At 67.2% G+C, this 13,683-nt stretch carries 13 protein-coding genes and 1 pseudogene; 8 read left to right on the top strand and 6 right to left on the bottom strand.

Annotation, left to right across the window (positions count from 1 at the left end; all coding sequences use genetic code 11):
* Window positions 1-68: 68 nt before the first annotated feature.
* The 3 genes from OG587_RS05415 to OG587_RS05405 all read left to right on the top strand — a co-directional run bounded on the left by OG587_RS05415 (window position 69) and on the right by OG587_RS05405 (window position 2,430).
* The gene (locus OG587_RS05415) at window positions 69-959 is read left to right on the top strand and encodes a LysR family transcriptional regulator (protein ID WP_329087440.1); all 891 of its coding nucleotides are present in this window, start codon (window positions 69-71) and stop codon (window positions 957-959) included.
* Between the two features lie 341 nt (window positions 960-1,300).
* Window positions 1,301-1,837 (top strand): hypothetical protein, encoded by a 537-nt coding sequence (locus tag OG587_RS05410; RefSeq protein WP_329087438.1) that lies wholly within the window; start codon window positions 1,301-1,303, stop codon window positions 1,835-1,837.
* 251 nt (window positions 1,838-2,088) lie between these two features.
* Window positions 2,089-2,430 carry a hypothetical protein gene (locus tag OG587_RS05405; RefSeq protein WP_329087437.1) on the top strand — a complete coding sequence of 114 codons (342 nt, stop codon included), beginning with the start codon at window positions 2,089-2,091 and terminating at the stop codon, window positions 2,428-2,430.
* A 305-nt stretch (window positions 2,431-2,735) separates the two neighbouring features.
* On the opposite strand, the pseudogene OG587_RS05400 reads toward OG587_RS05405, so the two are convergent.
* From OG587_RS05400 to OG587_RS05390, 3 genes and pseudogenes are all read right to left on the bottom strand, one after another.
* Window positions 2,736-2,978 (bottom strand): annotated as a pseudogene (locus tag OG587_RS05400) (hydroxyurea phosphotransferase); the annotation flags it as partial.
* A gap of 36 nt (window positions 2,979-3,014) precedes the next feature.
* Window positions 3,015-3,890 carry a nucleotidyl transferase AbiEii/AbiGii toxin family protein gene (locus OG587_RS05395; protein WP_329087436.1) on the bottom strand — a complete coding sequence of 292 codons (876 nt, stop codon included), beginning with the start codon at window positions 3,888-3,890 and terminating at the stop codon, window positions 3,015-3,017.
* A gap of 38 nt (window positions 3,891-3,928) precedes the next feature.
* Window positions 3,929-4,903: a type IV toxin-antitoxin system AbiEi family antitoxin domain-containing protein gene (locus OG587_RS05390; protein WP_329093743.1), complete on the bottom strand. Its 975-nt coding sequence runs from the start codon at window positions 4,901-4,903 to the stop codon at window positions 3,929-3,931.
* A gap of 527 nt (window positions 4,904-5,430) precedes the next feature.
* On the opposite strand from OG587_RS05390, the gene OG587_RS05385 reads away from it, so the two are divergent.
* The 4 genes from OG587_RS05385 (at window position 5,431) to OG587_RS05370 (ending at window position 7,917) form a co-directional block, all read left to right on the top strand.
* On the top strand, window positions 5,431-5,700 hold the full coding sequence (locus tag OG587_RS05385) for a hypothetical protein (RefSeq protein ID WP_329087435.1): 270 nt from the start codon (window positions 5,431-5,433) through the stop codon (window positions 5,698-5,700).
* On the top strand, window positions 5,693-6,124 hold the full coding sequence (locus OG587_RS05380; RefSeq protein WP_329087434.1) for a hypothetical protein: 432 nt from the start codon (window positions 5,693-5,695) through the stop codon (window positions 6,122-6,124). The genes OG587_RS05385 and OG587_RS05380 overlap by 8 nt, the downstream gene beginning before the upstream one ends.
* Before the next feature lie 502 nt (window positions 6,125-6,626).
* On the top strand, window positions 6,627-7,097 hold the full coding sequence (locus OG587_RS05375; protein WP_329087433.1) for a hypothetical protein: 471 nt from the start codon (window positions 6,627-6,629) through the stop codon (window positions 7,095-7,097).
* 619 nt (window positions 7,098-7,716) lie between these two features.
* On the top strand, window positions 7,717-7,917 hold the full coding sequence (locus OG587_RS05370; RefSeq protein ID WP_329087432.1) for a hypothetical protein: 201 nt from the start codon (window positions 7,717-7,719) through the stop codon (window positions 7,915-7,917).
* A gap of 3 nt (window positions 7,918-7,920) precedes the next feature.
* Here OG587_RS05370 and OG587_RS05365 read toward each other — a convergent pair whose 3' ends face one another.
* Both OG587_RS05365 and OG587_RS05360 read right to left on the bottom strand, forming a co-directional pair.
* Window positions 7,921-8,130 (bottom strand): ferredoxin, encoded by a 210-nt coding sequence (locus tag OG587_RS05365; protein ID WP_329087431.1) that lies wholly within the window; start codon window positions 8,128-8,130, stop codon window positions 7,921-7,923.
* 8 nt (window positions 8,131-8,138) lie between these two features.
* The gene (locus tag OG587_RS05360) at window positions 8,139-9,347 is read right to left on the bottom strand and encodes a cytochrome P450 (RefSeq protein WP_329087430.1); all 1,209 of its coding nucleotides are present in this window, start codon (window positions 9,345-9,347) and stop codon (window positions 8,139-8,141) included.
* Window positions 9,348-9,451: 104 nt separating this feature from the next.
* On the opposite strand from OG587_RS05360, the gene OG587_RS05355 reads away from it, so the two are divergent.
* On the top strand, window positions 9,452-10,075 hold the full coding sequence (locus OG587_RS05355; protein ID WP_329087429.1) for a TetR/AcrR family transcriptional regulator: 624 nt from the start codon (window positions 9,452-9,454) through the stop codon (window positions 10,073-10,075).
* Between the two features lie 202 nt (window positions 10,076-10,277).
* On the opposite strand, the gene OG587_RS05350 is transcribed toward OG587_RS05355, so the two are convergent.
* On the bottom strand, window positions 10,278-13,619 hold the full coding sequence (locus OG587_RS05350) for an AfsR/SARP family transcriptional regulator (RefSeq protein ID WP_329087427.1): 3,342 nt from the start codon (window positions 13,617-13,619) through the stop codon (window positions 10,278-10,280).
* Between the last annotated feature and the right edge of the window lie 64 nt (window positions 13,620-13,683).

Raw genomic sequence — 13,683 nt, 5'->3', positions numbered from 1 at the left:
CGAATCTGCCCGAGGGGAGCCTGGCAGGACAAGCGCAAAGTTGTGCATCCACCTTTAAGCTCTGCTACATGCTTGATGTGCGTCGCATCCTGGTCCTGCACGCGGTGGTCACCAGCGGGTCGGTGACCGCCGCGGCGGCGCACCTCGGCTACACCCCGTCCGCCGTCAGCCAGCAGGTGGCGGCGCTGGAGAAGCAGGCCGGGATCGCGCTCCTCGAGCGCGTCGGCCGGGGCGTGCGGCCGACGGCGGCAGGGCGGTTGCTCACCGAGCACGCGGCCGTCATCGACCGGCAGATGGCCGAGGCCGAGGCGGCGCTGGCCGACCTGCGAGCCGGGCGCACGGGACGGCTCGTGATCCGTTACTTCGCCACGGCGGGCGCCACCCTGATGGCGCCCGCGCTCGCCCGGCTCCGCCGGAAACACCCGGGAGTGCGGATCGACCTCACGATGGCCGACGCCGAAGACCTGCTGTCGGAGGTGATGCAGGGCCGGGCCGACCTGGCCGTCGTGGTCCGGCCCCACGACCGGCTCCACGAAGGCGTCCACCTCGTCCACCTGCTCGACGACCCCTACCGTGTCGTCCTGCCCAAGGGGCACCGGTTCGCCACGAGACGGGTCGTCAACCTGGCGGACCTCGCCGACGAGCCCTGGGTCGGCAGCGAGCGGCCCGGCCCCTGCCGCGACGCCATGCTCGCGGGCTGCGCCGAGGCGGGCTTCACCCCGAACTTCGTGGTGCAGAGCGAGGACTACGCCACCGCGCAGGGATTCGTCGCCGCCGGCCTCGGGATCAGCCTCATCCCGGACATGGGGCTGGCCAACCGCCACCCTGCCGTCGTCGTACGCAAGTTCCGCAAGCCGGAACCGGTCCGGGCCATCCACGCGGCGGTACGGGAGACATCACTGGGCCAGCCCGCGCTCGACGGGTTGCTCAGCGCTCTCCAGGACGCCGCGACACAGTGAACATCGGTCGCGGAGAGTACAGCGATCGGTGCCGCGGTGCTGTGGGACCTTGAGCTGACGGCCGGTCCCTGTTCCACGTCGCGGGACGGTCAGGCGCATCGTCGACCGGCGTTCGACCGTGCTGCCGGGTGAGGATTCCAGCACCCCGTGAAACTTCCGTTATGTCCAAGTTTTCCGACAGAACAGTGATCATTTACATGTGTCATGAGGTAGAGGTTGAACGGGGGTGGAGGCCCCCACGGTTGTGAATCCTCGGGGGGAACATGGAGTTGGAAGCTCGGTTTCCGGATCGTGGGAAACGGCGGGGGCGGCGGTCGAGACGGCCGGACCCGGATTCGGGGGTGGTGGAGGCGTTCGCGAACCGGCTCTGGCGGCTGAGGCGGAAGGCGGGCGACCCGCCGTACGCCGAGATGGCCTCCCGGCTCGGCGCGGCGGCCTCGAAGTCGTCGCTGGCCAGTGCCGTCCAGGGGCGGAGACTGCCGAGTTGGGAGACGACCTGGGAGTTCGTGCGGGTCCTCGCGGTCGACCGGTTGGGGTGTGACCCCAAGGAGACCGAACGCGAGTGGCGGGAACTATGGGAGCGCACGAAGGCGGCCGATTCCTCCGACGGCTCGGGGGCCGTCGGCGGTGTGTCCCACGAGGTGGTGATCGTCGGAACGGACGACATGCCCGCGGACGCGCTGTCGGCCGGCTCGGTGAAAGTGGTGATAGTCCCGGTGTGTTCACCCGGGCCAGCGCCGTGGAAACATGTCCTCGTCAACGTCGCCTCAGCCGGGGCCGTCACGGCCGGCCTGATATTTCTGTTCGCCGACAAGGCCAGGGAGAAGCTGCTCCCCGGCCGCGCCGGCAGCACGAAAAATCGCCGGCGACGATTCTGAGTTCGCGGGCGACATCAGACGTCCGGATCACCCGGCTGTCCGGCCGGATCCGCATTGACCTGCGGATTCATTTGTCCAAAAGTCCGAACAACGGCCTTGGACAAAGATGCCTTGTTTGGCCGACGGGCCAGGTGCCACCATGGCGGACATCCCGGAATCCGCATAACCGGGATATCTCCGGACGCGACACGGAGCTTTTCCGGATCGTGAAGCGTCACAATCCATCTACATTTCCTCGGGGGAAATCAAAGATGAACAAGGTAATCCGTTCGCTGACCGTCACCGCAGGTGCCGTCGCCGCGCTGATGTCCTTCGGCGGCGCAGCCCAGGCCTCGGCGGGCACGTCCGCGCTCATGGCCGCGAAGGTGAGCTGCAACGCTCCCGGAACCGGCAACACCACCGTTTGGGGCAACTGCAAGAACACCGGCACCACGGCTGGCAAGGCAACCCTGGTGTACTGGTGCGTCAACGCTGTCGGCGGCGGCTCGAAGCAGTACAGCACCACGAAGAGCATCCCGGCCGGCAAGACGGTCAAGTTCGTGGGCGAGTGCACTTTCAAGGCCCGCAACCCCTCTTTCATCAATATCGGCTGATCCCAGCCGATCCCGCAGGACGTGCCCGCCACGGCGACGCCCTGCCATCCTGATTCACGGACGCGGGAGCGCCACACACCTGTACGGGTGGTGGCGCTCCCGTGTCCGTACGGGTGGTGCGCTCTCCTGGAAGCCACTCATCCCCCGCACGCGCTCCCCCTCGACCTGCGAAGTCGCTCGCCCACGTCTCGCCTGGCGGTGTTCGACACACGCCTGGGGTTGTCCGTTATCGACGTCGCCGACGGTGTGGAACATCCTGACGTGCGAGACCGGGAGCTGTCACCCTTTCGTTCCCGCCGACGCAGCAGCGCCTCAGCGATGGCGACTTGGGCGGGCTCAAGTGTGACCCTGCCGTCTTCGATGTCCCACAGGGCGTTCTGCAGCACGCGGCCGAGGGTCCAGCCGATCGCCCGCTCTCGGTCGAGGCCGAGAACCTCGGTCAGCAGGTCGAAGCGGCGGAGCACCGCGCGAGCCACATCACCGGTGGCCTCCACCTCCTCCCACCGGTTGTCCAGCACCGGCAGCAACTCGAACCCCGGGTCGCTGGCCCCCGTCCTGCGCTGCAGGGCGGCCAAGCGCACCGGTCAACCAGCGTTTGACCATGCTGATGTGTGAGGATTCCAGCGCCCCGCAGACGCGCCATTGAGCATGGGAGTGATGAACGCCTCCGCCGCTACCTGGGCATCAGTCAGAGAAAGGCAACCCCGGAGTCCAACTACCTCGGCCGCAGCGGTGGGGTATCCCCTGACCCAGGAGGGGTCGGGGATGATAAATCGGTCCGGCAACGTCAAGTCCGTTCCCAGTCTGGTGCGGCGATGAACTTCGCTACTGAGCGCGATTTGCACTGCGGTTCCACTCAGGCTCTCTTGCTGGCTGATCAGCAGGAGGTCTGCGAGATCACGAAATCGGCTGGATGCGGCACCCCGATGACGCTCATACATGGCGCAAATCTTGTCTGCTACATGATCGGCAAGCGGATAGAGCTGAACAAACGGCCAATCATCCGGCCAGGGCATAAGGGAACTCGATGCAAGGCTTACCTTCTCGGGAGTGCCAGTAGGGTATCGGCCGGCAACAAGGTCGACCTTGATCGTGTCAAGCACGCGAGTGCCTAAGGTAACGGTGAAGGTTTGTTTGGCCCCGCCAATTTCATTGGAATGCTCAACCATGCTGGTTGGACTGAAAGTGAAAAAGTCCTCCAGATCAAGTGCGGCAGCATCGAGCAACGCGCTTAGTGCCTCCTGGGCACTCTCTGCCGTAGAACGTTGCAGGTCGATGTCCCGACTCAGGCGGGCCTGAGTCGGATAACGCAGCAGGAGGGCCTGTCCCCCCTTAAGTAGCCATCCATCAGGGTCATGACGAAAGACTCGCGTAGCCAAACGACTGAAGTAGAAGCTACGAAACACCAGAGCTGAGTTAAGGCCGTGCTGCTTGGCAAAAGCCCCCAAGCGCTTTTTCATAGCCATATCAAATGCTCGGGGAGTGGTATAAAGCTGAGTCACTGGGCCTCTCCGGGAGATGTCCTGTCGCTGCTTTTTGTAATTGATTCCTGTGTAGAGAAGTCTGCACTTCCTGGATTTACTTTTGCGGCAGGGGGGAGGCGGCCAGCAAGCCGGGAAGCTTGAGAGGCCTGATGGATAATCGCTGACAGTGGGATAGCCCCGCTCTTTGCCAGGCGTTCGGCGAATGATGAGACGCTTTCGGCCTGCAGGTCGGCTAGGGGGTTGGGTCGGTCGGCGAAGATTTGTTTTATCCGGTCTTCGTCAAGCTTGGAAAGTAGTGCAAGTGCAGAGACGAAGCCCTCGGCAACGCCTTCTTGTCTGAGACGTGCGACTTCCTCCATGGGCAGTCCCGTACCAGCCTGCTCCACCAGGTACTCCAGCAGTTGCCGCCCCGAGGCGGAACGAGGCAGGCCGTAGGCTGCCGTGAAACGCGCAACGCGCCGACTAAGAGAATCCCGGTTCGTCAGACCGTACCGATCAGCATCGGCGATTACTCCACCAGCATGCGCACCGTCTACACGTGCAGCCAGCAGGTCGACCACGGTTCGCTCAGCAGTAGTGACCGGAAGACCGTCAACCAGCACAACATCGGCCGATTCAAGCTCGGCACGATGCATGCGTACCCCATGCTCACGGGTGGTACGACGGCGAGGTACTGAAATCTCTACCAGAGACGTTGGGAGATCACCGAGCTGGTGAAGCTCGCAGGCCGAGCCGTGAGAGATCACCCCGCCATACGTCTCAAGATCATGACGCTGCCACGCCGGCAGCTTGGGCTCAAGCCGCAGCCAGGCAACCTTGATGTCCAGATGTTCAGGCTGTACAGCACCTGTAACGAGGTAGACGCCACGACCGACGCTTTCCAGGAAACCAGCCTCAGCCAGCCGTAGTAGATCCACAGCGCTGAGACCTGCACTTTTGGCCTGAGCTGCCGTTACGAGGCCCCACTGATCAGCTGCCGACTCACCCACTGTCCTGAGCGCTTGGTCCCGTCTCACACAGCAAAGGTTACCTCTTATCTGCAGCGATAGTTACATTCTAGGAGTAACTATCGCTGCAGAGAAGAGGGGTAAATCTTGAACATATCGCCACGATGTAGCGAAAGTTGCAACGCAGCCATCCCTGCTTCGGGTAGCCGTCACCGCAGGGATCGACCTTCCATGCCTGTCCCTCACACCGCGGGGTTTCCCGTGAGGGACCAGTCCATCCTGGCCGCGTTGCGGCTCGGCATCGGCCAGGCGGAGCTGCGTAACCGCTGCGTTTTCTCGTCGGCGCCCCAGCGGGTTCGGAGCCGGTTCACCGCGCGTGCGGCTGAGCTGATGGTCTTGCTGCAGAGGCTTAACGACAAAGGTTACCGATGGGGGCAGATGCCTGAGCGTGCCCGCCGGTTTCTCCAGCACGGCTGGTAGTCGCCGCTGGGCGCGGGCCGTGGACACTGCTCGCGTCCTTTCCGCTGTTTTCCCTGGTCACCCAACATCATCTGAGTATGATTCCAAGTATGAGCGGAGAGAAGAAGGCCCGGATCACGATCACCGTGGACCCCGACGTCGTTGAATACGCCGAACACCTGGTGTCCAGCGGCAAGGCACTCAGCGTGGCCGCCGTCTTCAACGACGCCATCGCCGCCAAGCGCATCAACGACCAGCGGGCGCTGGCCCTTCTGCGGGACCGCGCCCGCAGGGCCGACCCGGACCGGGTGGCCCGCATGATGCGGCACGTGAACCGCCAGCTCACCGAGCAGGGTTTCCCGGCGGCGTCCGGTGAGTGACTTCACCCCCACCCCGCACATCCTCGACTCCACCATCCTGGTCGATGTGGCCCGCGGTGACGTCGACCTGATCGGCTTCCTGCAGGACTTCGACCGGGCGGGCCAATCCCTGGTCATCCCGTCGCTCACGGCCGCCGGCGCCCTGCTCGACAGTCAGGGCCTGCCCGACGCGCAAGCGCTGTTCACCGGCCTGGCCGCGTTTGAACGCACCACCGTCGCTCCGCTCGACGGCATCCATCAAGCCGCGAAGCTCGCCGACATCATGTCGGCCACCGGGCTCAACGCGTGGGATGCGCACGTTGCCGCCATCGCCGACGTGACGGTCTGCCCGATTCTCACGCTCGACGCTTCCAAGTGGGTGCAGCCGTCCCGTGCCCTGGACAACCCGCTACACATCATTGAGATCGCCGACCCAGACCAATAGCAAAAGAGCTCGCTCTTCACGACCGCGTACTCCGTCGCCTTCACCGGCTTGGACGGCAAGTACGGGCCTCCTGGCCGACCTCGACGGCGACAGCCGGTTCGTCACCCTCGACCCCGCTGAGGCGAACTTCCGAGCGAGTGTCCTGCGTCCGGTACGGGACGATCGAGGCCTCACGTCCGACGCCGTGGTGATCTCCCGATCCGACCGCGACGCCGACTGGGAGCCTGTCCCGCGCTTCGGCACCTGCGAGGGGTACGGCGACCGGTTCGAGCTGAGCGGGCCACAGTTCCTGACCCCACGCACAAGGTGAACGGCGCTGCTTGCGGCGGAGGGAATCGCTACCCGAGCGTGTTCCTACCGATCGATGAGACCCGGAGACGGAGCCCCGACGACCGGTGGCGGGCTCGCAGCGCCGCTGTCATCCGAAATGACCGCAAGCACGATGTCTACTCCCTGAGGTGTTCACCGCCTATCAGAATGTGTTCTGACTTACGATGGCGGGGTGAGCACTGGTAACGCCGACGCCGTCACCTTCTCGGACCTGTCGAGAAACCCCCGAGCTGTCGCCGAACGCGCCGCACGCCTCGGCCGCGTACGCATCACCCACCGCGACGCCCCCGATTTCTACCTGACCGCCGCCGACCGCGAGGATCAACGTGGGCAGACGCTGGCTACCGCATCCCGGCTGTTCCTCGCTCTCATCAAGCACGATCCGACCGCTCGTACGCTGGTCATCGCCATGCCCGAGGTCTTCCCCTGGGTCCGCCACCTCACCTCCGCCGAGCTGCGTGCCTTCACCCTTGAACTGGTCGAGGCGCTCTCCGATGCCGCAGAGCTGGACGTCGACGTCACCACCCAGGAAGTGATCGCGGGCTGGCGGGCAACCGCTCGGATCAAGGCCGACCCCGTGTGCTACGCCCAGGCCCGTAAGGCCACAAGCGGCGACTTCGGAGCGGTAGAGGCCTCAGCGTGAGTCCGAAGCGTGGAGACCGGGTGACGGTCCCACCTCCGGACGGTGAATGGGGCATCCGGTTCGGTAGCAGCGATGCGGTCAAAGGGCGGGAGGAGTTGTGCCGTCATGCCTTGGCCAACACGCGCCGGTGCTTTGAGGCACTACGCGCCGATCCACGCTCACGGGCTGATCACGAGTGTCAACATCGCCTACGTGGCGACCTCGCGACTCATCGCCACAGTGGCCAGGACCTGGAGCAATGGGAATTCGAGGTCACCAGCGGCGGGCGTGTTCGCTATGCCATCGATGACGCCACCCGGACTGTCTGGGTCGTCTATGCATCACCCCGTCACCCGAAGGACACCGAGGTCTGAAACCAAGGCTGGAATCCGATCAGGTGATCTCTTGCTCGGACAGCGGCAGCCTCAGCAGATCCGACGGACACCTCCAACCTCGCGGCGGCGCCGACGTTTTGTGGTCCCTCGTAGGGGCGATGAGGACCGGCCCGGTGACGGTGACCATGGTTGTCGCGGAAAAGTTGCGACCCCTCGTAGGAGCGACATTTGGCCGGTAATAGGCGGTTTGTAGTAACTCGTGGGAATTCACTGGTATTGATCGACGCCGACGGCGGCCTGCGGCTGTGGGTCGGCGAGACGAGCGACCCCTTCTGGATCGAACCCGGCGTCCTCGCGGCGAGTGGAACGGCCGCTCGCTCACCGACAACGCGCCGGACGTGATGTTCTCCTTCGCCACCAACACCGCGTTCACGATCGGCCTGACCGGCGACTCCGTCGCCGTCAAGCCGACCCGGGCCTTCCCCTACGTCCCGTCGGCCGCCTGACCGTCAGGACCCGCCCTCCGGGTCGCTCACCGAGATGGCGCCCGAGGGGCACAGCTGCTGGGCACGGCGGGCTGCGGCGTGCAGCTCGGGCGGGGGTGTCTCGTCGAGGAGCACGACGGTGCCCTCGTCCTCGCTCTGGTCGAAGACCTCGGGTGCGGTGAGCGCGCACATGCCCGCTCCGATGCACCGCGACACGTCCGTGGTGATCTTCATATCTCCTCCTACCATCTGACCGGCAGCTCCCGTACACCGTAGATGGACATTGTGTCCCGCATGGGGACCTCCTCCGCCGGTACGGCGAGGCGCAGGTCGGGGAAGCGGTCGAACAGCATCGGGAACGCGGTGCGCATCTCCACCCGGGCGAGCTGCTGACCGAGGCACTGGTGCAGCCCGTGCCCGAACGACAGGTGCCCGGTCGCGGGGTTGGTGATGTCCAGGCGGTCGGGGTCGGAGAAGCGCGAGGGGTCGTGGTTGGCGGCCTGGACCGAGAGGGTGACCGGGTCTCCGGCCCTGATGAGCTGCCCGTCCACCTCGACGTCCTCCAGGGCCGCGCGCAGCGGGCCGACATGGATGATGCTGAGGTAGCGGAGCAGTTCCTCGACCGTGTTGTCGATCAGCGAGGGGTCGGCGCGCAGCGCGGCGAGCTGGTCGGGGTGCTGGAGCAGGGCGAACGTGCCGAGCCCGAGCATGTTCGACGTCGTCTCGTGCCCGGCGGCGAGCAGCAGGAACCCGACGTTGCCCAGCTCCTCGTCGGTCAGCTCGCCGCCCGTGATCAGCCCGCTGAGCAGGTCGTCGGCCGGGTCGGCCCGCTTGGCCGCGATGAGCCGGGCGAAGAACGCGCTGAAGCCGGCGATCGTCGCGCGGATGTCGTCGACGGAGGACTCCAGGTTCAGCAGCACCGCCGTGAACCGCTGGAACTCCTCGCGGTCGGCGTACGGGACGCCGAGCAGCTCGCAGATCACCAGTGAGGGGATAGGCAGCGCGAACTCCCGCACCAGGTCCTGGGGAGGCCCGGCCTTCTCCATCGCGGCGAGCCGCTCCTCGGTGATCTCGTGGATCCTGGGCTCCAGCTGCTTCATCCGCCGCACCGTGAACTGTGCGGTGAGCAGCTTTCGGTAGCGGGTGTGGTCGGGCGGGTCCATCCGGATGAACAGGCCGGGGTCGGCCGGGGTGCGCATCTCCTGCGCCAGTGGGAAGGGCACCGGGGCGTGCAGCAGCTCGCGCCGGGAGCTGAACCGGGGGTCGGCCAGGATCGACCGTACGGCGGAGTAGCCGGTCACGAGCCAGCCCATCTTGCCGTCCGGGTAGACCATCGGGGTGACGGGCCGCTCCTCGCGCAGCGAGGCCAGGCGCTCCGGCGGTTCGAAGGGGCTGGGACGTCCGAAGGGGAAGGTGACCGCTTCCGGGTGGGCCGGGTGGGGCTGTGTCATCTCGCGCTCCTCTGTAGTGACGCGCTTCGTCCCATCCAGAAAACTACATCAAGTGCAAAATTGCAATACGTGCAAAGTATGGTCTGATGCATTAAGCTGCCCGCATGAGTGAGGTCCTGGGACTGCGTGAACGCAAGAAGCTCCGCACCCGGCACGCGCTCATCGCCGCGGCCTTCGAGCTCTTCATGGAGAAGGGCTACGAGCAGACCACCGTCTCGGAGATCGCCGCGGCCGCCGACGTCTCGACGCGCACCTTCTTCAGCTACTTCGCGAGCAAGGAGGACGTGGTCTTCCACAACGCGCGCGACGGCATCGAGCGCGTGCTGCGGGTGATCGCGGAGCCCCGTCCGGGAGACCGGGCGATCGACCTCCTGGCCCGCGCCGTCACCTCCGGCTTCTCCATGGTCGCCCTCGACGAGCGACTCCGGCGCGAGATAGGCCCGGCCAACTACCTCGCCATGACCGTCCCCTCGCTGCGGGCGCGCGGTCTGCTGCTCCTCTTCGAGAGCCAGCGGGAGCTCGCCGAGACTCTGCACCGGGCATGCCCGGAGGAGCTGAGCCTCGTCGAGGCGTCGGCGGCCGTCGGCGCGGTGATCGGCGGGGGCAAGCTCGCCTCCTTCGTCAGCATGAGCAACGGCGCCTCACCGGAGGAGATGCTGGAGGCCGGTCGCCAGGCCGTCGAGTTCGCCCTCTCGGCCCTCCGCGCCGTCGCCTCACAGCCGTCCTGAACTCACTGACCTCGCTGAATCCATCCGTGAGTGTCTTTTCCGGTGGGAGTCTCGGCGCTCGCCCCGCGAGCTCGGCCAGGCACCGGGTGGACCCGGGCGGGTTTCGTTCCGGCCGCGCCGTTGCCGCGGATCGGCCGGTCACGGTCGTCGTGTCGAGGGTGTCCGGGCCGTCGGCCGGGCTACGTCGACGCCGTCGGCCGGGCTACGTCGACAGCACGGCGGTCTGGTCGCGCTCGGGTGCGCCGATCTGCTCGAAGAGCGCGTGGGCCTGTCGCCAGCGGACCTTGGCCAGCTGGGTTCTCCCCTGGCGTTGGTGGGCGTGGCCGCTGGTGAGCAGGGTGCGGGCCTGCGCCAGCCGCTGGCCGGCGCGTCGTTGCGTGCTCAGCGCGCGGTGGCAGTGTTCCAGGCATCCGGACATGTCTCCAAGGCCGAGGAAGCCGATGGCGAGGCTGCTGTGGGCCTGCGCGGCCAGGAGCGCGTATCCGGAGGCGCGGGCGAGGTCCAACGCCTTGGTGGCGTGCTTGTTGGCGCCGTCGTAGTCATGCCGGGAGGCGTTGAGGCGGGAGAGTGTGAGCAGCGTCTCGACCTCGCCGCGTCGATGTCCGGTGCGGCGGATGATGTCCAGCGCGAGATCGAGCCGGTCGGCGGCGTCGGCCAGGAGAGCCTGCCTTATCTGGACGTCGGCGAGACCCGCGTGGGCGAAGACCTCGTGGCGGCCGTCAGACAGCCGTTGGGCTATGTCGAGGCTGGTGGTGAAGGCCGCGGTGGCATCCTGGTATCGCCCGGCGTCGCGGTGCACCAGACCGAGGCCGTTCAGGGCGGCTGCCTCCTCGCGCTGGGCACCGATGGTTCTGCAGATGGTCAGAGACCGGTCGAGTGAGTGGAGCGCGTCACCGAGGCGGCCCTGTTCCCGGTGGAGGATGGCCATGTTGATCATGGAGATGGCCTCACATTGACGCTGGCCGGCCTGGCGCAGCAGCGGCAGCGCGAGTTCGCCGACCTCGGCCGCCCGACTCAGGTCGCCGATCAGTAGGTACGCGGGCAGCAGGTTGGCGAGCACGTCAGCCTCGCCGCGTTCGTCACCGATCTCCCGCTCGATGGCCAACGCCTGCGCGTAAAGGCGGATCGCCGGCTGGGTCTGGCCCAGTTGGTCGAGCGCGATGGCGGTGTTGCTCCGGGCCACCGCCTCTCCCCGCCGCCACCCCGCGCGCCGGGCGAGGACCGCCGCGGCCTCGCATTCGTCGATCGCCGTTTGGAACTCGGCGTTGCGCCAGCGCAGGAACCCCAGGTTGTGCCGCATCGCCGCCTCGCCGAGCACGTCGCCGGCCTGTCGCGCGGCGCTGAGTCCGGTCCGCGCGATCGACAGCCACTGTGTCAGCGAGGCGTGCACCTGCAGGAAGTCGCGAAGCGTGTGGACCAGTTGCCACACCATCCGATGCCTGCCGGACACGGCGGCGTGGTCGAGCGCCGCGATCAGATTCGCCCACTCGACGGTGATCCACTGCCGAGCGTGGATCACTTCGGGGAATCGCAGGGGTGATACGCCTGCCGGAAGGGGATCGGGAGGCAGCCTCAGGCGGAACTGCCCGTTGAAGGTGGTGGCCTGGCAGGCGGTGTGGAGGTAGAAGTGGAGCAGGTGGTCGACCGCGCGTTCGCGTTCCGCGGGCGGGTCGTGTTCGGCGGCGAGTTGCCTGGCGTACTCCAGCAGCAGGTCGTGGCAGACCAGTCGGCCGTCAGCGGCGATCTCGGCCAGGTGAAACCGGGTCAGCACATCGATCAGCGGCGTCACGTCCTCCACGGGCAGACCGGTGAGCGCCGCTACGGCGGTGGTGGCCAACCCGGCGGGGGCCGGCACCAGCCCCAGCAGCCGGAACACCCGCCTGGCCTCAGCCGGAAGGGCCCGGTACGACAGGTCGAACGCGCCGCGAACCGTCGCGCTGCCGTCGCCGTCGACCCGCAACTGGCTCATCGGGCCGTACGCGGCCAACTCCTCGACCTGCTGCCGCACGCCCAGGTGGGGGCGGTCCGCCAAGCGCGCCCCGGCGATACGGAGAGCCAGCGGCAGGTGACCACAGAGATTCGCCAGTTCGACCGCGGCGCCCCGGTCGGCGCCGATCCGGTCCACACCGGCCACGCGGGCCAGCACGTCGACGGCGTCCTCGGCGGGCAGGACGTCAAGTTTGAGTCGATGGGCGCCGTCCAGCGCCACCAGGCCGCTCAGCCGGTCTCGGCTGGTCACCAACATCAGGCATCCGGGGGCACCCGGTAGCAGCGGGCGCATCTGATCCGCGTCGGCGACGTTGTCCAGGACGACCAGCATCCGCCGGCCCGCCAGCATCGACCGGTACAGGGCGGTCTGCGCGTCCACGCTGATCGGGATGCGCTCGGCGGTCACCCCCAAAGCGCCCAGCAACAGAGCCAACGCCCCGACAGGCGACATCCGCGGTCCGGTGTGGAAGCCGCGCATGTTCACGAAGAGCTGCCCGTCCGGGAACCGCCCGCTGACCCGGTGAGCCCAGTGCACCGCGAGGCTCGTCTTACCCACCCCGGCAGTCCCGGTGATCACGGCGAGCACCGTGGCCGTGGCGGGCACCTCCGGGTGCAACAGCGCGTCGAGTTCGCGCAGGTACGTGGCACGGCCGACGAAATCGGCGGAGTCCGGTGGGAGTTGCGCCGGCACCACGGGCTCCGCCGTGCCCGCCGTCCGCCGGTCGATGTCCGTGCCGGTCCCCGTGATGTCCGTGTCGGTTCTCGCGATGTCGGCGCCGGTCTTCGTGATGTCCGTGCCGGTCCCCGCGGTGTCGGCGATGATCGACGCCTCCAGGTCGCGTAAGTGCGGGCCAGGCTCCAGGCCGAGCTCGGCGACCAGCAGGCGGCGGGCGCGCCGGTAGGTTTCGAGGGCTTCGGCACGGCGGCCACAGCGGTACAGGGCGATCATCAACTGGCCGTGTAGCCGCTCCCGCAGCGGGTGTTCGTCGATCAAACTGGACAGCTCGCCGACCAGCTCCCCATGTCGGCCCGCGGCGAGTTCCGCGTCGATCCGGTCCGAGATCGCCGCGAACCGTGCCTCCTCCAGGCCGCCGCACAACCGTTCCCGCATGGCGTCGGTCGCGGCGTCGGCGAGCGCGGGCCCGCGCCACAGCGCGAGCGCCTCCGCCAGCCGGGCCGCGCGCAGGTTCGGCTCCCTGATCCCCCGCGCCTCATCGGCCAGCATGCCGAACCGGTGCAGGTCCACCGACTCCGGTCGGACCTGCAGGCGGTAACCCCCACCGAAGGCCAGCAGCCGCACCGGCTCACCGGTGTCGCCATCGGCCGCCGATCGCAGTGCGGTCCGGATGCGGGACATCAAGGTCTGCACCGTCGACCTGGCCGTCGACGGTGGAGCCTCGTCCCACAGGAGTTTGATGAGGCGCTCGGTGGTGAGCACCCGCTGCGGCTCCAGCAGCAGCATCGCCAGGGCGAGGCGTTCCTGGCGCCGTCGCAGCCGGAACACCTCGCCGCGGGCGGAGCGAATCTCCACCGCGCCCAGAAGCCTGAACTCCACACCCGAGAGATTACCGGCGCCCCGGACGGCCAGGCGATGGCAAGGAAACGTCATGCCGAACGGG

The sequence above is a fragment of the Streptosporangium sp. NBC_01469 genome, assembly GCF_036227305.1.
GTDB lineage: Bacteria > Actinomycetota > Actinomycetes > Streptosporangiales > Streptosporangiaceae > Streptosporangium.
The sequence above is the reverse complement of the archived record's forward strand: the minus strand, read 5'-3'. Positions and strand labels throughout refer to the sequence as shown.